This is a genomic window from Sphingobium cupriresistens LL01, assembly GCF_001046645.1.
GTDB lineage: Bacteria > Pseudomonadota > Alphaproteobacteria > Sphingomonadales > Sphingomonadaceae > Sphingobium > Sphingobium cupriresistens.
The window spans coordinates 368,250-386,683 of record NZ_KQ130435.1; the positions used below are offsets into that span (position 1 = coordinate 368,250).

Here is an 18,434-nt window from a genome sequence, read left to right on the forward strand (position 1 = left end):
GCACAGCCCTAAAAAGGAAGGTTCGTTTCGGATGAACAAAGAACAAGACCGCCTGTCGACGCCATCATCCTTTAGGACAAAACAGACATGCTGTGACGTTTTGGATACATGACATAAGTTTTCATAATTGGCCGATTGTCTTGGTCAATACAGTGGATTAGCTTCCCGCTCGGTCTTTGGGGAGTTTATATCATGCACATTCGCAAGAATGGCGTGGGCCTGTTGGCGCGCGTCGGTCGTCCTGCCTTGCTGGCGTCCGCGGCCATCGCCGCCCTCGCCGTAGCGCCGATGGCGCAGGCGGTCGTACCGACCGACGACAAAAGCCCTACCGACATCATCGACGGCAGCGATGTCAACGGCGTGGGCATCATGTATCGCGCCGACGGCTTCGTCTGCACCGGCACGCTGATCAACCCGCGCACCGTCATCTTCGCCGCCCACTGCGTCAACGACCAGACGTCGGCCGACTACAGCACCGTCAATGGCGGCGTGCCCGTTGCCTTCGCGTTCCAGAACGACGCCCGGCCGGGCCTGATCGACTGGCTCAGCAACGGGTTCCAGACCAACACGGCGCTCAGCGTCTATAATGTCAACAATATCGCCTATCACCCGGATTCGCTCGATCCCCCGGCGCTCAGCTTCCTCTATGGCGACGTCGCGATGGCGACGCTGGACACGCCCGCGTCCGACGTCCCCACCTGGGCGATGCTGTTTTCCGCCCTGCCCGCCCCGTCGTCGATCAGCGAGACGAGCGGCACCGGCTATCATGTGACCATCACCGGCTATGGCCGCAGCGGCAGCGGCACCACCGGCAACAGCTATGGCATCGACTTCCGCCGCAAGACGGCGGAGAATTTCCTGGGCATGTTGGGGTCGCTCGACGATGTTGACACCTTCCTCTTCGGCGGCGGCGGGGGCTATACCCAGAATCTCTATCACACCGATTTCGACGATCCGACGCGCGAAAACCCGTTCGACTTCAACCTGTTCAAGGATGACGCGCTGCCCAACGAAGGCAGCACCGCGGGCGGCGATTCGGGCGGCCCGCTAATTCTCGACCAGACGTTCAACGAACAGGTCGTGCTGGGCGTGTTGTCGGGCGGCAGCCGCTACTTCTTCGAACAGCCCGCCAGTTCCTATGGCGGCTCGTCCTTCTACCAGCCGCTCTATCTGTTCTGGGACTGGATCGCGCAGAACAACCCCTACCGCTACGCCACCGCCAAGGCTGGCGATGGCAAGTGGAGCGACGCCTCTCACTGGATCACGGCGCTCGATCCCAATTACCGGATCATCGACAGCAACGGCGCCCTGGTCAACGGCGTGCCCACCACGCCCGGCGCGGGCGCCTTTGGCGAAGACAGCGCCCCGAAATTCGGCCAGCTCTGCTACAGCCCGGACGATGTCTGCTACGATGTCGGCACCGACACGCTGATCGTGAACGGCCAGCCCGTCACCGAAGATGACCGCACCACCGCGACCCCGGCCGGATCGGCCACCCTGACCAACGCCATCGGCAAGGTGGACATCGCCGATCGCAGCCCCAATGGCGACGGCGCCACCCTGGCCGACGCCGCCATCCTGGACGCGCAAGCCGATGACGGCGAAGTCACTACCCAGGCCGTCCTGCCCAGCCCGACGCTGGCCAACGGCCTGCCCGGCGCATCCGATTTCGTCCCCAACAATATCGACCCATTGGCGTCGCAGGGGATTATCGGCCGCTATTATGACGTGACGCTCAGCGCGGCGGGCAAGACCACGCTCGACACGGACGTCACCGTCGATCGCTTCACCATCGCCGGCACCGGCGCGGCGCTGGACGTCACGGCGGACGGCTCGCTGACCAGCCTGATGGACATTTCCCACCTGTCCGGGGTGGTGAATGTCAACGGCACGATCGAAACGCCCGGCGACTATTTCCTGCTGACCGGCCTGTTGTCGGGCAGCGGCACGCTGCGCACGCCCTTCTTCACCAACATATTGGGCACCGTCGCTCCCGGTGGCATCGGCACCATCGGCACGCTGACGGTCGAGGGCAATGCGCTGCTGACGTCGGGCAGCACACTCCAGATCGACCTGGGCGCCAATGGCGTGTCGGACGTGCTGGCGGTCAAGGCGACCGAGTTCGTCACGGATGATGGTGGCGAAGGCGAAGGCGAAAATCCCGACACCGGCGGCGGCGATGGCGGCGGCAGCACGGAGGAACAGCGCAGCGCCGCTGCGATCACCGCGGCGCAGGCCGATGGCGACGTGTCGCTCCTCGCGGTCGGCGATCCGATCGACGGCATCGCGGCGCTGGGCGGCCAGGTCGCCTTCGGCCAGGCTGCCGGCGCCAAGATCCGTTTCGGCAACCAATATACGTTCGTAACGGCGGAAGGCGGCATCGACGGCACCTTCACCGCCCCGGCGCAGTTGTCCGCGGTGCTCAAGCCGGTGCTGATCTATGGCGAAAATTCCGTCAGCGTGCGTATCGACGCGGGTCTCTATGCCGACGTCGTCAATCCGGCGGCGCAGAACCAGACCAGCTTCGCCCAGCTGCTCGACCAGAACCGGTCGCTCTACGCCAATTACGCCGCCCTCTACGGCGAAGCGGACCTGCTGAGCGTCGCCGGCGTGCAGGCGACGTTCGAGGCGATGGCGCCGCGCACCGAAACGCTCAAGACGTCGATGGCCGAGGTGCTCAACGACAATATGGCGCGCTTCTATCGCGACCGCCTGACCAAGCTGGACGGCGGTTCGATGGGCGGCACGCTGACCATGACCGGCCAGCCGATCCAGCTCGCCTCCGCCAGCCTCAACAATATCGACCTGGGCATGGACCAGGGCGGCGGCGGCGACACGACGACCCGCGAAGGCGTGTTGCCCGACGACATGAGCGCCTTTCTGGCGGGCGGCTATCTGGACGGCAAGAGCGCGCCGATGCGCACCGCCATCCCGCTCGGCCGTGACCAGTTCGATGGCTGGTATGCGGCGGCGGGCGTCGAAAAGGCGTTTGGCGACAATGGCGTGATCGGCCTGGCCGCCTCGTTCAGCGAGCTGAAGGGCGATACGGGCGCCAATGACACGGCGCGCGCGCGGCTCTATCAGGGCACCGTCTATGGCGCCTTCGACCTGGGCGGCGTCAAGCTGGACGGCGTCGGCAGCGCCGGCACCCTCACCACCCGCTCGCGCCGTTCCTTCGCCGTCGGCGTCACCCCCTACACCCTTTATGGCAGCGACCAGGAACTGGCGCTGTCGGGCGAACTGGGGCTCAGCAAGGCGCTGGGCGGCGACGCCTTCAGCATCGTGCCGCGCGCCTCGATCCGTGGCGCTTACATCAGCTCGGGCAACCTGGCCGAATATGGCGGCGACGCCGCGCTGGTGATCAAACGTCACGCCATCCGCAGCGCCCAGGGCCGCCTGGGCGCTACGGTGAAGGCCAACACCGGCAGCTTCAAACCCTATGTCACCGCCAACTTCGTCCATGAATTCAACGATCAGCCGGCCTTCTTCCTGGCCAATCTGGTCGGCGGCACCGGCAGCCTGGCGCCCTTCGCGCTCGGCGGTTCGGACCGCAATTGGGGTGAGGTGGGCGGCGGCCTGACGATCACCACGGGCAATGTCGATCTCAGCCTGTCGGCCGACACGACCTTGTGGCGCAGCGACGTGAAATATCAGAGCTATCGCGCCGCGGTGAAATTCCGCTTCTGATTTCCGGCTCCCAGCCGAAAGGAAAGGGCCGCCCGATGGGGCGGCCCTTTTTCGTTGGGGTGGCGGTGGGACAGGATCATGAACGTCCGTCCGCTTCGAGCGTAGATGGCTTTTCGCACCTCACTGCGTATACAGCTTCACCAGCCGGTACAGGAATGCCCGCCCGTCCAGAATCGACTTGACGCGGATGCGTTCGTTCAGGCCATGGACCCCCTGCCCGTCCGGGTCGGCGAACATGCCCGACACGCCATAGGTGGGGATGCCCGCCGCATTGGTGAAACGCCCGTCGGTCGCCCCGGTGGCGAGGCGCGGGATCACCGGCACGCCCGGCCACATCTCCTTGGTCAGCGCTTCAATCGGCCCCATGATCTGCGGCGTTAGTTCGGGCGCGGAGGATTTGGGCTGCGGCGGATCGGCCAGCGTCACCTTGACCTTCGAATCGGCCGCCACCTCGCTCAACCGCGCCAACACGGCGTCCACCGCCTCGCCCGGAATGATCCTGCAATTGACGTTGGCGGTCACCGATTGCGGCTGGGCATTGGGCGCATGGCCGCCGGAAATCAGCGTCGGGATGCAGGTTGTGCGCAGCGTCGCGTTCCAGCTCGCGCTCTCGGCCGACACCGTCGCATAGTCGGCCGCGCTTGCCTTGCCCGCGCCGATCGCCGCCATCGCGCTCGACACCTTGGCGGGATAGAGCGACGCCGACGCGCCGAAATAGGCTTTGGCCGCCGGGGTCAGGTTCACTGGGAAATCATAGGCGTTGACCCGCGCCAGCGCCGCCGCCATCCACCCGATCGCATTGACATGCGGGGTCTGGCGCGAACTATGGCCGCCCGGCGCGGTCGCGGTCAAGGTGAAGTCCTGATAGACTTTCTCGCCCGCCTGCACGCCCTGGCTCACCGGCTTGCCGCTCTCGTCCAGCGACCCGCCGCCGCCCTCGTTCAGCGCCCATCCGGCCGACATCGCATCGGGCTTGGTCTTGAGCAGATATTCGACGCCATTCAGCGCCTTCTCCGTCTCCTCGCCGCAGGTCAGCGCCAGCTTGATCGTCCGCTTTGGCGTGTAGCTCTCGGTCTTGTAACGGACCATCTGGTCGGTGAAGGCCGCCGCCATCGCCTTGTCGTCGGACGTGCCACGCCCGTAGAAATAGCCGCCTTCTTCGATCAGGCTGAACGGATCGCGCTCCCAGTCGCTGCGCTTGGCCGCGACCACGTCGATATGGGCGAGCAGCAGGATGGCGGGCAGCTTGGCGTCGCTGCCGCGCAGGATGGCGGTCAGATTGCCTTCCTTGGGATGCGCCGGATCGACGATGATCGCTACGTCGCTTGTCCCATAGCCCGCCGCCTTCAACCGCGCGCCCATCCGTTCGGCCGCCAGCGTGCAACTGCCATCGGGCCAGCTCGAATCGGTTTCGACCAGTTCCTTGTACAGACCCCGGAAAGCGGCCTCGCCCCCGCGCGCCTGCGCATCGGGGGTCGCGGCGTGGGCGCTGGTGGTGACGAGAAGCGCCGCGATCAGCGCGGCGGCGGGACGACGAAATGCCATGGAAAAGCCCCTTGGATGGAAGAGGTGCGCAGCTTGGCGGAGCGGCGACGGGACGGCAAGGCTTCTAGCAAAGCGTGTGTGTTTCCGCGCAGGCGGGAACACGAAACCATCCATTACAAAGGCAGCAACGCCGCCACGATCTGCCGCTCCTCGGCGCGCAGCACGCCCCAGGCGCGGGCCGCGGCGCGGCTGTCCATCGCCTCCACGCCGATCCCCAACGCCTCGACCGCGCGGACGAAGGCGCGCGGCGGCTGCCGCAATCCGGCGCCGGTGCCCAGCAGCAGGAATTCAGGCTTCGGATCGGCATCGAACAAGTCGCCCAGCGCCTTCACCGTCAGCGCCTCGACATCCGGCGCATCGGCCCAGGCCATTGCCCGCACCGGACTGAGCAGCAGGCCGTCGGGAAACACGTCATCGCGCACCCGAAAGCCCCGGCCCTGAAAGCCGGTGACGATCGGTCCCTGACCGTCATCGTCCCGGCGAACCTTGATCCCGGCGTCGCTCAGGGCTTGGCCCCATCGTCGCGCGGCCCGACCCGCTCGGCGGTGCCGGCATAGTCGCCCTTCTTGGCCGCCTTCTTATCCGATGTCTGCGGGGTCAGACCCAGCGAAATCAGCAGCGAAGACGACACATAGACCGACGAATAGGTGCCAACGATAATGCCCAGCATCATGGCGGCGGTGAAGCCGCGCAGCACATGGCCGCCCAGCAGCAGCAGCGCGCCCAGCGCCAGCAGGATGGTGACGGACGTCATCACGGTCCGGGGAAGGGTCTCGTTGACCGACAGATCGATCAGCGCCTTCATGTCCATCTTGCGATATTTGCGCATATTTTCGCGGATACGGTCGTCGATCACCATCTTGTCGTTGATCGAATAGCCCACGATCGTCAGCACCGCGGCGATGATGTTGAGGTCGAATTCGAGCTGGGTGATCGCAAAGAAGCCCAGCGTCATCAGCACGTCATGCACGATCGCGACGAAGGTCGAGACGCCGAACTGCCATTCGTAGCGGAACCAGCTGAACACCGCGATGCCCAGGATCGCCAGCACGACCGCCAGCACGCCATTCTGGATCAGCTCGCCCGACACCTTGCCCGACACCGTGTCGTAGCGGGAGAAGGTGACGCCGGGGAATTGCGCGACCATCGCCTGGCGGGTCTTTTCCACCACAGCATTGGCCGCGCCGGCCCCGCCCTGATCGGGCAATGGCAGGCGAATCTGCACGGTATTGGCGTCGCCGAACTGCTGGAGCGAGCTTTCGCCCACGCCCAGACGGCCGATGGTGGAGCGCACCTTGTCGGTATCCACCGCCTGCGGGAATTTCGCCTCGATCATCAGGCCGCCGACGAAGTCGACGCCCAGATTGAGGCCCTTGTGCGCGGTCGCGCCCACGGCCAGCACGGTCAGCAGCGCGGTCAGGGCGAAGGCCCATTTGCGGATCGCAACGAAGCCGATATTGGTGTTGTCGGGGACGAGCTTGAGAAGTTTCATGGGTGTGTCCTCCCGCCCCTCTTAAATGTGAATGTCGGTCGGACGGGTGCGGCGCACCCAGTTCGCGACGACCATGCGGGTGAAGGTGACGGCGGTGAACACGCTGGTCGCGATGCCGATCAGCAGCACGATGGCGAAGCCCTTGACTGGCCCCGACCCCAGCGCGAGCATGATGCCGCCGGCGATGGCGTGGGTCACATTCGCCTCGAAGATCGTGCGGCTCGCTTCCTTGTAACCATGTTCGATCGCCGCCACGACATTGCGCCCCCGTCGCCGCTCTTCGCGGATGCGTTCGTAGATCAGCACGTTGGCGTCGACCGCCGTGCCGATGGTCAGCACGAAACCGGCGATGCCGGGCAACGTCAGCGTCGCGCCCAATATGCCCATGACGCCCAGGATGACCAGCACGTTGATCGCGACGGCCAGGTTCGCATACATGCCGAAGCGGCCATAGCTTACGAACATGAAGACCGCGACCGCGACCACCGCGACCACCGATGCGATCAGGCCCGCCCGGATCGAATCCGCGCCCAGCCCCGGCCCCACGGTGCGCTCTTCCACCACCACGAAGTTCACCGGCAGCTTGCCCGATCGCAGAGCGATGGCCAGCTGGTTGGCGCTTTCCACGGTGAAGCTGCCGCTGACCTGCGCGCTGCCGCCCAGGATCGGTTCGTTGATGTTCGGCGCCGACAGCACCTTGCCGTCCAGGATGATGGCGAAGGGGCGGTTGACATTCTGCGACGTCACCTGCCCGAACTTGCGGCCACCCGAACTGTTGAAACGGATGTTGACGATCGCCTGGTTGCTCTGGTCATAACCCTGCGTCGCGTCGGTCAGATCCTCGCCCGACACCATCACCTGGCGCTTGACCGCGATGAACGGCACGCCCGACGGGTTGTTGACATAGGGCAGCACTTCGCTGCCCACCGGCGCACGCCCCTGCGCCACTTCGGATGGGTTGGCGGTCGTGTCGACCAGCTTGAATTCCAGCTTGGCGGTCTGGCCCAGCAGCGCCTTCAATGCCTTGGGATCTTGCAGGCCCGGCACCTGCACGACGATGCGATTGTCGCCCTGCTGCTGGATCGTCGGTTCGCGCGTGCCCATTTCGTCGATGCGGCGGCGGATGACTTCGGTCGAAACCTCCATCGCGCTCTTGACCGCATTCTTGATGCCCGCCTCAGTCGGCGTGATGACGATGGTGGAGCTGTTGACCACCTCGACATTGAAATCGCGCTGCCCGGTCAGGCCCGCGCCCTGCGTCAGCGGGCGGATGCGCTCGACGGCGGCATCGACCTGCGACGGGTCACGCACCATGAAGCTCAGCTTCCCGTCGCGGCTCGAAATATCACCGATCGCGATCCTGGGATCGCCCCGGCGCAATTCGGTGCGGACCTGCTCTTCCATGTTGGTGAGGCGCTGCTTGGCCACATCCTGCGTCGACGCTTCCAGCAGCAGATGGCTGCCGCCCGACAGGTCGAGGCCCAGATTGACGCGCGTCTGCATGAAGCCGGGCAGTTTCGTCACGACGCTGTCGGGCAGGAAACTGGGCACGGCGCACAACACGCCGATCGCCAGAGGCAGGATGATCGCGAAGACCGCCCAGCGCGAGAAGTTCAGCATGAAGGCGCTCAGTCGTTCGCGGGCTTGGCGGCGGTCGGATCGATCACCTCGGTCAGGGTCGCCTTGACCGCCTTGACCTTCAGGCCCGGCGCCAGTTCGATGTCGGCGTAAATTTCGTCCACGCGCGCCACCTTGCCGACCAGGCCGCCGCCGGTGATGACCTGATCGCCCTTCTTCACGGCGTCGATCTTCGCCTTATGCGCCTTCATCTTCTTTTGTTGCGGACGGATCAGCAGGAAATAGAAGACGACGAAGATCAGGACCAGCGGCGCCATCTGCACCAGGATTCCGGCGCCGGAGGCTTGCCCGCCCGCGGTCTGGGCAAAGGCTGGGGTAATGAACATGGGTGGGACTGCCTCATTGTCTGTCGGTCGCGCACGCCCTCTCGGCGTCCACGGATCAAGGGCGGGCGGCTAACACAGATGGGGGCGCAGAGGCAATATGATTAGGGATTGCGGCGGTCGGCGCAAAGAGATGCGATTGAGCGCTTGCAACTTCCCATTTGTGCTACTATTGGGCGCCCTCCGGTCGGGACGTAGCGCAGCCTGGTAGCGCATCACACTGGGGGTGTGGGGGTCGGAGGTTCGAATCCTCTCGTCCCGACCAAGAAAGCCGCCGCTTTCTGCGCATATGCAGAAGGCGGCGTTTTCATTTGGGCCTTACGACCGGCACGCCTATATGACCGACAGTCGATCGACATGGTCACGCCACCATGCGACGATGGCGGTGGCGTTGCGGCCTCGCCCGTGGTGCCGGGAAAACAGCCTTATGTATATGATGACCGGCGCCGCGCTTGGCGCCATCCTGCTGATCCTCCTGCGGCTCAGCCTGACGCATATTCAGCGTTGGATGAAGCGCCATATCGAAGTCACATCGAAAGATGATGATCGCAAACCCCGCGACTGATCGCTCCGAACAGGGCCACATTTCCCCTGTCCTACAACGAACCATATGGGATAAATGATTCGCCTCATCTATGAAGGAGGCGAATATGGATATTGACGACCTGATCGAAGAGGTCATCGCCCGCGAAGGCGGCTATAGCAATCACCCCGCCGATCGCGGCGGCCCGACCAATATGGGCATCACCTTGGGCGTCGCTCGCGCCAATGGCTATGCTGGCGATATGCAGGCGATGCCGCGCAGCGTGGCCCAGGACATCTACCGCCGAATTTACTGGGAACGGCCCGGCTATGCCTTCGTCGCCGAGATGAGCGGGCCGATCGCCGCCGAATTGTTCGACACCGGCGTCAATATGGGCGTCGCCGCCGCGACCGGCTTCCTCCAGCGGGCGCTCAATGCGCTCAACCGCAACCAGCAGGATTATCCCGACATCAAGGTGGACCGGGCGATCGGCGCACGGACGCTCGCTGCTCTACGCGCCTTCCGCACGCTGCGCGGCGCGGCCGGCGACAAGGTTCTGCTCAAGGCGATGGAGGCGCTCCAGGGCGAACGCTATATCGCCCTGGCGGAGCAGCGCCCGGCCAACGAAGCCTTTCTCTATGGCTGGCTCGCCAACCGGATCGGTTAAGGGAGGCCGTGATGCAGCAGGAGACCGAATCTGATTCCACCGACCCGTGGGCACGGCGGGCGCGGCCCGCCTTCCTCTATGTCATGTACGCGCTGCTGCTTTGGTCGGTGCCGATGGGGTTGGTCGCAGGCGTCCATCCGGCCACGGCGGCGGCGATCATCGCGGGGATGCGCGCCTATCTCGATGCCCTGCCCGAACCGCTCTACGCGCTCTTTGGCACCGGCTATCTGGGCTACACCGCCGCGCGCGCCTGGGGCAAGGCGAAGGGGCTGGAGCGCTGACCGGCTGAGTATCAGCCGTTCCTATGTCCCGGACTGCAATATGCCATCGACCACGCAAAGCATGAGAGGGGCCGTCGGGGGAAACCCGACGACCCATCATGTGCATGGTCAGCGGCCGGAAGCACCGCCCAAGGAAAACGGAATATCGCGCTATCGCCCGCACAGAGACATGGCCTGTCTATTGGCGCTCACAGTCTCTGGAGAGGGGTCGACGCCAAGGCGTCGCTCAGCGGCGCGTTTCCCGAATGGACTGAACCGACCCCAATGCTGAACCATGAGACATCGGATCACCTCCTTTCGCTAGTTGAAGCCCGCGTGGCCGACTTCGATGTAACCTCTTATCGGCCACGAGACGGACTTTGAATCAGACGCAAGGTAGGATCAAGACTTGTAATTTTCTTTTTTCGAATCATACTTCCGCGTCCGCACCTCGACCGGAATCGCGTCCAACGGTTCAGCCCCGGCAATCTTCGATGACGCGCGATATTTCGGCCCAGGCCGGAACGATCAGCATCGGCGCGCCCGCCGCCTCCACCGCGATCTTGCCACGGCTATAGGCCAGTTGGTCGAGCCCCGCGTCGGACGCCGCGCGGAAGGCGACCAGTTGCCCCGCCGCTCCGGCAGACACCGTCGCCGGCCAACTCGCCGCGCCATAGCTGGTCCGCACGATCAGCGCGCCCTGCCCAGCCCCGGCCCCCGCCCGCGCCAGACTGACCCGGCGGCTGGCACGATCGCAGCGCAGCGTCAGTTGCGCATCGGCAACGCCGGGTCCGAACGCGGCCGACGATCCCGCCGCCTCGGCACGATAGGTCCAGCCGCCCGGCGCAACCGGCCGATATTGCCAGCCGCTCGCGACCGGCGCGGGCTGCGGCGTCGATGCGGGGGCAGGCGCAGCCGGAGACGGCCGCGCAGGCGCGGACGCAGGCGCCGGTACAGACGCGGGCCGCGTCACCGGCCGCTGCGCGCCGGGACCGACGCAGGAACCGAGCAGGATCAAAAACGGCGCAAGCGCGGTGAAGGATGGGATAAGACGCATAGCCTTCCATGCCGGACGCTTGGCTCCCGCTCAACCCGAAAAGGGTCGAGCCGCCGACCCGCTGCGTCCGGCCGCATGGCAATTGACAGTTTTCCGCCGAATCGCTAAAGGCCCCCTTCCCCTGAACGTGGCGAGCGGCGGTGCTTTTGGCACTGGCCGTCTTTTTTGCGTCCTGGGGCTATGTAATTGGCCGTTTTTCCTGGCCAGGGAAAATCGGCTCGGACGCTTTGAGATAGGGACGGCTCCGGTCGACCCTGTGGAGCAGGAGACACTATTACCATGGCACGTATTGCGGGTGTGAACATCCCGACCAACAAGCGCGTGATCATCGCGCTGACCTACATCCACGGCATCGGTCGCAAGACCGCCGTCGACATCGCCGACAAGCTGGGCATCGATCACAGCCGCCGCGTGCAGGACCTGTCCGACGCCGAAGTGCTTCAGATTCGTGAAACCATCGACGCCGACCTGTCCGTCGAGGGCGACCTGCGTCGCGAAACCGCGATGAACATCAAGCGCCTGATGGATCTGGCCTGCTATCGCGGCCTGCGTCATCGCAAGGGCCTGCCGGTCCGCGGCCAGCGCACGCACACCAATGCGCGCACCCGCAAGGGCAAGGCGAAGCCGATCGCTGGCAAGAAGAAGTAAGTAAGGCGCCGGGAAAACAGTCCGGGGGACTGTTTTCAGCCTTACTCCGCCGGAGGCAGCCATCGACAAGGCGCGGCCTAGGCCTAGCAGATTTTGTAGGAAGAACTCAAAATGGCACGCGAACCCCAGCGCATTAAGCGCCGCGAACGCAAGAACATCTCGGCCGGCGTGGCCCACGTCAACGCCAGCTTCAACAACACCATGGTGACCATCACCGACGCCCAGGGCAACGCGATTTCGTGGTCCTCGGCCGGCATGATGGGCTTCAAGGGCAGCCGCAAGTCCACGCCGTACGCCGCTCAGGTGTGCGCCGAAGACGCTGGCCGCAAGGCCGCCGAACATGGCGTCCGTACTTTGGAAGTCGAAGTCAAAGGCCCCGGTTCGGGCCGTGAATCGGCTCTGCGCGCGCTGCAGGCAGTCGGCTTCCACATCACCTCCATCCGCGACGTGACGCCGATCCCGCACAATGGCGTGCGTCCGTCCAAGCGTCGCCGCGTCTAACAGCGGCTGAACGACATGCGGGCGGCGGACGCGCCGCCCGTTACCCGTCTACATCGGCCGCAACGTCCTGTCGGGTCCAGGATGATAAGCGTTTCGGCCACATCCCCAGGGGAATTACATGACTGTCAACATGAAGAACTGGCAGGAATTGAAGAAGCCCAACGCCCTCGAAATCAAGCCGACAAGCGACGGCAAGCGCAAGGCGACCTTCGTCGCCGAACCGCTTGAGCGTGGTTTCGGCCTGACGCTCGGCAATGCGTTGCGGCGGGTTCTTCTTTCCTCGCTCCAGGGCGCGGCGGTCACCTCGATCAAGATCGAGAACGTCCTGCATGAATTCTCGTCGCTCGCCGGCGTGCGCGAAGACGTGACCGACATCGTCCTCAACATCAAGCAGGTCGCGCTGCGCATGGAAGGCGAAGGCCCCAAGCGGCTGCAGCTGTCCGCCACGGGCCCGGCCGTGGTGAAGGCGGGCGATATCAGCGTCGTGGGCGACATCGAAGTGATGAACCCCGAACTGGTCATCTGTCATCTGGACCAGGGCGCAACGCTCAACATGGAACTGACGGCTGACATCGGCAAGGGCTATGTCCCCGCCGTCGCCAACCGCCCGGCGGACGCCCCTATCGGCCTCATTCCGATCGATGCGCTCTACTCGCCGGTCCGTCAGGTCGCCTACAAAGTGGACAATACCCGCGTCGGCCAGGAACTGGACTATGACAAGCTGTCGCTGACCATCGAAACCGATGGCACCGTCACGCCGGAAGACGCGGTGGCCTACGCCGCCCGTATCCTGCAGGACCAGCTCCAGCTGTTCGTCCACTTCGAAGACGCGCTGCCCGCCGCTGCGCCTGCTGCGGGTCACACCGCCGCTGCGGCTTCGGAAGGCGAAAGCGACACCAACCAGATCAACCGCTATCTTCTCAAGAAGGTGGACGAACTGGAACTGTCGGTCCGCTCGGCCAACTGCCTCAAGAACGACAACATCATCTATATCGGCGATCTGGTCCAGAAGACCGAAGCCGAGATGCTGCGCACCCCCAATTTCGGCCGCAAGTCGCTGAACGAAATCAAGGAAGTGCTGTCGTCCATGGGCCTGCGCCTGGGCATGGACATCCCTGGCTGGCCGCCGGAGAATATCGAGGAAATGGCCAAGAAGCTCGAACAGGAGCTGCTGGGTTAAAGCCAGACTGCCGTTCGTTTCGAGCGAAGTCGAGCAGCGGGAAGCGCGCGCAAGACGCTTCTCGCCACGCTCGAAGCGAACGGATGCTGGTTTATCGGGGTTTTGGGCGGCGCCCCTTATTCGCCGCCTGGTCTGGGATACCTCACACGGTCCCTTAACGAACGAAGGAATGCAACATGCGTCACAAAATGGGTCAGCGTAAGCTGCAACGCGCCACCGGCCATCGTAATGCGCTTCTGCGCAACCTGGCCGCCTCGCTCATCAAGCATGAGCAGATCATGACCGGCGCGGTCAAGGCGAAGGCGCTGCGCCCCTACGTCGAAAAGCTGATCACCCTCGCCAAAAAGGGTGGCCTGTCCAACCGTCGCCTGGCCGACGCCCGGCTGAAGGACGATGCGCAGCTGGTCAAGCTGTTCGAAGTCCTGGCCGAGCGCTACAAGGACCGCAACGGCGGCTATACCCGCGTGATCAAGGCCGGTTTCCGCGCGTCCGACGCGGCGCCGATGGCGATCATCGAACTGGTCGACCGCGACGTCAGCGCCAAGGGCCAGGACAGCGGTCCGGTCTTCAGCGCAGACGACGAGCTGGAAGAAGCGTGATCCGACCAGTCCCGGATTAAGGGACTGGCGCTTTACCAACAGGCCGTGGCTCTCTAGGAGCCACGGCCTGTTGTCGTTTGGAAAAGAGTCGAAAAGAGAGGATGCGCGCCGCTGCCCTGATCCTGCTGCCGCTGTTGCTGGCGGCCAATCCCGTCCTGGCGGAACCGGACAGCGCGACCCCGGAAGCCGCCGCCATCGACGCGGGCGGGCGCACGGAAGCCGGCGTGCTGCGCTATCCGATCACGAAACGGCTGGACCTGGTCGAGGATCATTTCGGCGTGAAGGTCGCCGATCCCTATCGCTGGCTGGAAAACGACCTGCGCGCCGACCCTGCGGTGCGCGACTGGGTGGGGCGGGAAAATGCCCTCACCCGCCGTTATCTCGACGACCTGCCCGGCCGCGAAGCGCTCAAGGGCCGGATGCGGGCGTTGCTCTCGCACGGGCGCTACACCGTGCCGCGCAAGGCGGGCGGCCGCTATTTCTATGGCTATAACAAGGGACTGGAGAACCAGACCCCGCTCTATGTCCGCGACGGGCTGTCCGGCCTGCAACGCCTGCTGCTCGACCCCAATGACTGGGCGAAGGACGGCGCGAGCGCGCTGGCCGAATGGACCCCCTCCCCCGACGGCCGCACCCTCGCCTTCGCGGTGCAGGAGGCCGGCAGCGACTGGCGCACGCTCAAACTGCTCGACGTCGATACCGGCAAAATGCTGGACGACCGGGTCGAATGGGTGAAATTCTCCCAGATCGCCTGGGACGGCCGGGCAGAGGGCTTTTTCTACTCCCGCTTCGCCGCGCCCCAGGAGGGTCAGGCCTTCCGCTCCGCCAACGAAGACCAGCAACTCTATTATCACCGCATCGGCACCCGTCAGGCGCAGGATCAACTCGTCTACGCCACGCCCGACCGGCCCGCCCTCAGCCATCAGGCCCAGGTGACCGGCGACGGCCGCTGGCTGATCATCAGCTCCTTTCAGGGCATAGACCCCCGCCGCGAACTCCATGTCGCCGAACTCACCGGCGGCCCGATCAAGCCCCGCCTGCTGGTCAAGGGACCGGCGCAGGACTGGCGGCTGATCGGCAGCAAGGGCACGACCCTCTTCTTCCTGACCGACGACCGCGCGCCCCACATGCGGGTGGTGACGCTCGACGCATCGCGGCCGCGCCGGGGACCGCGTGAACTGGTCCGCGAACGGCCCGAAACGCTGGCGGGCGGATCGCTGGTCGGCAACCGCATGATCCTGGCCTATATGAGCGACGCCCAGACGGTCGCCGAACTGGTCGATCTGGACGGGCGCAAGGTGACCGACGTGCCGCTGCCGGGCTTTGGCACCGCAGCGGGCTTTGGCGGGCGGGAGGGCGACCCCGAAACCTTCTTCAGCTTCTCCGGCTTCGTCACCCCGTCCAGCATCTACCGCTTCGACACGGCCAGCCTGCAAAGCCAGATCTTCGCCCAGCCCGACCTGCCCTTCGACCCCCGTGATTTCGGCATCGAACAGCGCCTCTACCCGTCGAAGGACGGCACGCTGATCCCGATGACGATCTTGCGCAAGAAGGCGCTGGCCGATCGCGCGATCGCCGCGCCGACCATCCTCTACGGCTATGGCGGCTTCAACATCAGCCTCACGCCCGGCTATTCGGCGACCCGCATGGCCTGGCTGGAACAGGGCGGCGCCTATGCCATCGCCAATCTGCGCGGCGGCGGGGAATATGGGAAGGCGTGGCACGATGCCGGGCGCGGCGCGAACAAACAGAATGTCTTCGACGATTTCATCGCCGCGGCCGAATATCTGAAAGCCAACGGCTTCACCCCCCAGAACGGCCTCGCGATCGAGGGCCGATCGAACGGCGGGCTGCTCGTCGGCGCCGTGGTCAACCAGCGCCCGGACCTGTTCGCCGCCGCGCTGCCCGCCGTCGGCGTCATGGACATGCTGCGCTTCGACCGCTTCACCGCGGGCCGCTACTGGATCGACGATTATGGATCGCCCGACAAGGCCGCCGATTTCCCCCTGCTCTATGGCTATTCGCCCTATCACAACATATTGGGCGGAAAGGATTATCCCGCGATATTGGTGACCACCGCGGACACCGACGATCGCGTCGTTCCCGCCCATAGTTTCAAATATGCCGCCGCGCTCCAGGCCGCGGACCTGGGCGCCCGCCCCCGCCTGCTGCGCGTCGAAAACCGGGCGGGCCATGGATCGGGCAAGCCAGTGGATAAGCTGATCGACGAATATGCCGACAGCTACGGCTTCGCGGCCTATTTCACCGGATTGCAGATCAAGGCCAAGCCGCAGTAATTTTATTCAGCCGCGCGACAGCCGACCGCCGCTATATCCCCGTCCATCGCATGGAGACGCAGGCATGATCGGGACCAAGACACGCTGGATGACCGGAGCGCTGGTGAGCGCGGGACTGCTGCTGGGCAGCGTCAGCGCCGCAGAGGCTCGTCCGCGTTATGGCTATGACCGGGGCTGGAATGGCGGCGGTCCTGGCGGCTGGAACCGGCATCATCGCCGCGGCGACGGCTTTGGCCTGGGCGACGCGATCGGCGTCGCCGCCATTCTTGGCGCGGTCGCGGTCGTCGCCTCCTCCGTGAACAGGAACAAGCAGGTCCGCGACCCGAACACCGGCGGGACATATGATGCGCCGCCGCCCCGCACCGGCACCGACTATGGCACGGACATCCGCAACGATACGCCTGCGCGCGACGACGCGGACTTTTCCGATGTCGCCGCGCAGGACGACGGCATGACAGACGCCTGCGCCATGGCCGCGCGCGACGAAGCGCAGGACCGCGAAGGCGGCTATGCCGAAGTCCGCCACATGGAAACGCCCCTCGCCACGGCGGACGGTTATAATATCGACGGCTATGTCGAAACCCGCGCCAGCTACCGCGCCAATGACGGTGTCTCGCGCCGCTTCACCTGCGCCATGAAAAACGGCCGCGTGGCGAACGTATACATCAGCCGCGATCTTGCAGCACAGTAACACGCATCCGCTTGGCAGGGCGGTCATGGCCGGTTAGGCCAACCGCCATGACCGCCCCGTTTATGCCCCGTCGCACCGCCGCGATCGCCTTCATCCTCATCACGGCGCTGCTCGACGTCATGTCGATGGGGATCGTCATCCCGGTCCTGCCGCAATTGATCGAAATCCTGTCCGGCTCGGATGCGGCGGCGGGCATGTGGAACGGCCTGTTCGTCGCCCTCTGGGCCGGGATGCAGTTCGTCTGTTCGCCGCTCATCGGCTCGCTGTCCGACCGTTTCGGCCGCCGCCCGGTGATCCTGATCTCGGTCGCGGGCCTCGCGCTCGACTTCGTGCTGATGGCGCTCGCGCCCAATCTCTGGTGGCTGGCATTGGGCCGCATCCTGGCGGGCGTCACCTCGTCCAGCTTCACCTCCACCTTCGCCTATATGGCCGACATCACCCCGCCACAGGATCGCGCCAGGGGCTATGGCCTGATCGGCGCGGCGTTCAGCGCGGGCTTCGTCGCCGGGCCGCTGATCGGCGGATTGCTGGGCGAAATTTCGCTGCGCGCGCCCTTCTGGGCCGCCGCCGCCCTGTCCGGCCTCGCCTTCCTCTATGGCTGCTTCGTCCTGCCCGAATCACTCGCCCCGGCAAAGCGCATGGCGTTCAGCTGGCGCCGCGCCAACCCCTTCGGCGCATTGAAGCTGCTCCGCTCGCACCCGGAACTCTCCAGCCTCGCCATCGGCAATTTCCTCCTCTATTTCGCCCATCATATCTTCTCCGCCATCTTCGTCCTCTATGCCGGCGATCGCTATGGCTGGGGGGCGTGGCAGGTGGGCGGGCTGCTAGCGCTGGTGGGCCTGATGGACATGGGGGTGCAGGGCTTGGCTGTAGGCCCGGTGGTCAAGCGCCTGGGCGACCGCGCCACCATGGTCGTGGGCCTTTGCTTCGGCGCCATCGGCATTGCGTCCATGGGCCTCGCGTCCACCGGCTGGCTGTTCGTCGCCGCCATGTTCCCCAACGCGCTCTGGGGCCTCGCTATGCCGACGCTCCAGTCGCTGATGACCCGCCACGTCTCCGAATCCGAACAGGGGCAGTTGCAGGGCGCGAACAACAGCGTCGGCGCGATCGCCGGCATCATCTCGCCGCTCTTCTTTGGCGCCATCTACTCGCTGTCGGTCGGCCCCCGCCCGCCCCTGCCCTTCATCGGCAGCGCCTTCCTCATCGCCGCCGCCGTACTGGCCTTCGCCGCGCTCATCGGCTGGCGCGCCGGGCAGCAGTTCAAGCCGCAACTGGACATATCGGGGCCGGGCGACTAACCGGGCGCGAATCCCTTCCCACGCTCGA

General features: G+C 65.2%; 17 protein-coding genes and 1 tRNA gene. 12 read left to right on the top strand and 6 right to left on the bottom strand.

What is annotated here, in order from left to right; genetic code table 11:
• The first annotated feature begins 192 nt into the window (after positions 1-192).
• Positions 193-3,687, top strand: a complete 3,495-nt coding sequence (locus V473_RS14850; protein WP_066606510.1) for an autotransporter domain-containing protein — start codon at positions 193-195, stop codon at positions 3,685-3,687.
• 120 nt (positions 3,688-3,807) lie between these two features.
• On the opposite strand, the gene V473_RS14855 is transcribed toward V473_RS14850, so the two are convergent.
• The 5 genes from V473_RS14855 to yajC all read right to left on the bottom strand — a co-directional run bounded on the left by V473_RS14855 (position 3,808) and on the right by yajC (position 8,688).
• Positions 3,808-5,232: a M20/M25/M40 family metallo-hydrolase gene (locus V473_RS14855; protein ID WP_066606513.1), complete on the bottom strand. Its 1,425-nt coding sequence runs from the start codon at positions 5,230-5,232 to the stop codon at positions 3,808-3,810.
• Between the two features lie 113 nt (positions 5,233-5,345).
• Positions 5,346-5,687: an Mth938-like domain-containing protein gene (locus V473_RS14860; protein WP_082679152.1), complete on the bottom strand. Its 342-nt coding sequence runs from the start codon at positions 5,685-5,687 to the stop codon at positions 5,346-5,348.
• Between the two features lie 47 nt (positions 5,688-5,734).
• Positions 5,735-6,724: a protein translocase subunit SecF gene (secF, locus tag V473_RS14865; RefSeq protein WP_066606520.1), complete on the bottom strand. Its 990-nt coding sequence runs from the start codon at positions 6,722-6,724 to the stop codon at positions 5,735-5,737.
• Positions 6,725-6,745: 21 nt separating this feature from the next.
• The gene (gene secD, locus V473_RS14870; protein ID WP_066606523.1) at positions 6,746-8,344 is read right to left on the bottom strand and encodes a protein translocase subunit SecD; all 1,599 of its coding nucleotides are present in this window, start codon (positions 8,342-8,344) and stop codon (positions 6,746-6,748) included.
• 8 nt (positions 8,345-8,352) lie between these two features.
• Positions 8,353-8,688: a preprotein translocase subunit YajC gene (gene yajC, locus V473_RS14875; protein ID WP_066606525.1), complete on the bottom strand. Its 336-nt coding sequence runs from the start codon at positions 8,686-8,688 to the stop codon at positions 8,353-8,355.
• A 185-nt stretch (positions 8,689-8,873) separates the two neighbouring features.
• Here yajC and V473_RS14880 point away from each other — a divergent pair.
• The 4 genes from V473_RS14880 (at position 8,874) to V473_RS14890 (ending at position 10,156) form a co-directional block, all read left to right on the top strand.
• A tRNA-Pro gene (locus tag V473_RS14880) sits at positions 8,874-8,950 on the top strand.
• Positions 8,951-8,974: 24 nt separating this feature from the next.
• Complete coding sequence (locus V473_RS23650) at positions 8,975-9,250, top strand: hypothetical protein (protein ID WP_129926774.1); 276 nt, start codon at positions 8,975-8,977, stop codon at positions 9,248-9,250.
• 85 nt (positions 9,251-9,335) lie between these two features.
• A complete protein-coding gene (locus V473_RS14885) occupies positions 9,336-9,875 on the top strand; it encodes a glycoside hydrolase family 108 protein (protein WP_066607444.1) in 540 nt (179 codons plus the stop codon).
• A gap of 11 nt (positions 9,876-9,886) precedes the next feature.
• Entirely contained in the window at positions 9,887-10,156 is a 270-nt protein-coding gene (locus tag V473_RS14890) for a 3TM-type holin (protein ID WP_066606526.1), read from the top strand.
• Between the two features lie 454 nt (positions 10,157-10,610).
• Here V473_RS14890 and V473_RS14895 read toward each other — a convergent pair whose 3' ends face one another.
• Positions 10,611-11,192, bottom strand: coding sequence for a hypothetical protein (locus tag V473_RS14895; protein ID WP_066606528.1), 582 nt, complete (start codon positions 11,190-11,192; stop codon positions 10,611-10,613).
• A gap of 279 nt (positions 11,193-11,471) precedes the next feature.
• Here V473_RS14895 and rpsM point away from each other — a divergent pair, with 279 nt between their 5' ends.
• The 7 genes from rpsM to V473_RS14930 all read left to right on the top strand — a co-directional run bounded on the left by rpsM (position 11,472) and on the right by V473_RS14930 (position 18,406).
• Positions 11,472-11,840: a 30S ribosomal protein S13 gene (gene rpsM, locus V473_RS14900; RefSeq protein ID WP_066606530.1), complete on the top strand. Its 369-nt coding sequence runs from the start codon at positions 11,472-11,474 to the stop codon at positions 11,838-11,840.
• A gap of 111 nt (positions 11,841-11,951) precedes the next feature.
• Positions 11,952-12,341 (top strand): 30S ribosomal protein S11, encoded by a 390-nt coding sequence (gene rpsK / locus V473_RS14905; RefSeq protein WP_004208752.1) that lies wholly within the window; start codon positions 11,952-11,954, stop codon positions 12,339-12,341.
• A gap of 118 nt (positions 12,342-12,459) precedes the next feature.
• Positions 12,460-13,521, top strand: a complete 1,062-nt coding sequence (locus tag V473_RS14910) for a DNA-directed RNA polymerase subunit alpha (protein WP_066606532.1) — start codon at positions 12,460-12,462, stop codon at positions 13,519-13,521.
• Positions 13,522-13,697: 176 nt separating this feature from the next.
• Complete coding sequence (gene rplQ / locus V473_RS14915; RefSeq protein WP_066606534.1) at positions 13,698-14,120, top strand: 50S ribosomal protein L17; 423 nt, start codon at positions 13,698-13,700, stop codon at positions 14,118-14,120.
• Positions 14,121-14,221: 101 nt separating this feature from the next.
• Complete coding sequence (locus V473_RS14920) at positions 14,222-16,417, top strand: prolyl oligopeptidase family serine peptidase (protein WP_066606536.1); 2,196 nt, start codon at positions 14,222-14,224, stop codon at positions 16,415-16,417.
• Between the two features lie 64 nt (positions 16,418-16,481).
• Positions 16,482-17,108, top strand: coding sequence for a hypothetical protein (locus V473_RS14925; protein ID WP_201785529.1), 627 nt, complete (start codon positions 16,482-16,484; stop codon positions 17,106-17,108).
• A 47-nt stretch (positions 17,109-17,155) separates the two neighbouring features.
• The gene (locus V473_RS14930) at positions 17,156-18,406 is read left to right on the top strand and encodes a TCR/Tet family MFS transporter (protein ID WP_066606539.1); all 1,251 of its coding nucleotides are present in this window, start codon (positions 17,156-17,158) and stop codon (positions 18,404-18,406) included.
• The last annotated feature ends 28 nt before the right edge of the window (positions 18,407-18,434 follow it).

Bases quoted from the DNA above. Each gene is read 5' to 3' on its own strand.
- rplQ (WP_066606534.1), top strand. From the start codon at position 13,698: ATGCGTCACAAAATGGGTCAGCGTAAGCTGCAACGCGCCACCGGCCAT.
- V473_RS14890 (WP_066606526.1), top strand. From the start codon at position 9,887: ATGCAGCAGGAGACCGAATCTGATTCCACCGACCCGTGGGCACGGCGG.
- V473_RS14885 (WP_066607444.1), top strand. From the start codon at position 9,336: ATGGATATTGACGACCTGATCGAAGAGGTCATCGCCCGCGAAGGCGGC.
- V473_RS14910 (WP_066606532.1), top strand. From the start codon at position 12,460: ATGACTGTCAACATGAAGAACTGGCAGGAATTGAAGAAGCCCAACGCC.
- yajC (WP_066606525.1), bottom strand. From the start codon at position 8,688: ATGTTCATTACCCCAGCCTTTGCCCAGACCGCGGGCGGGCAAGCCTCC.
- V473_RS14895 (WP_066606528.1), bottom strand. From the start codon at position 11,192: ATGCGTCTTATCCCATCCTTCACCGCGCTTGCGCCGTTTTTGATCCTG.
- V473_RS23650 (WP_129926774.1), top strand. From the start codon at position 8,975: ATGCAGAAGGCGGCGTTTTCATTTGGGCCTTACGACCGGCACGCCTAT.
- V473_RS14925 (WP_201785529.1), top strand. From the start codon at position 16,482: ATGATCGGGACCAAGACACGCTGGATGACCGGAGCGCTGGTGAGCGCG.
- V473_RS14855 (WP_066606513.1), bottom strand. From the start codon at position 5,232: ATGGCATTTCGTCGTCCCGCCGCCGCGCTGATCGCGGCGCTTCTCGTC.
- V473_RS14850 (WP_066606510.1), top strand. From the start codon at position 193: ATGCACATTCGCAAGAATGGCGTGGGCCTGTTGGCGCGCGTCGGTCGT.
- secF (WP_066606520.1), bottom strand. From the start codon at position 6,724: ATGAAACTTCTCAAGCTCGTCCCCGACAACACCAATATCGGCTTCGTT.
- rpsK (WP_004208752.1), top strand. From the start codon at position 11,952: ATGGCACGCGAACCCCAGCGCATTAAGCGCCGCGAACGCAAGAACATC.
- V473_RS14920 (WP_066606536.1), top strand. From the start codon at position 14,222: ATGCGCGCCGCTGCCCTGATCCTGCTGCCGCTGTTGCTGGCGGCCAAT.
- V473_RS14930 (WP_066606539.1), top strand. From the start codon at position 17,156: ATGACCGCCCCGTTTATGCCCCGTCGCACCGCCGCGATCGCCTTCATC.
- secD (WP_066606523.1), bottom strand. From the start codon at position 8,344: ATGCTGAACTTCTCGCGCTGGGCGGTCTTCGCGATCATCCTGCCTCTG.
- rpsM (WP_066606530.1), top strand. From the start codon at position 11,472: ATGGCACGTATTGCGGGTGTGAACATCCCGACCAACAAGCGCGTGATC.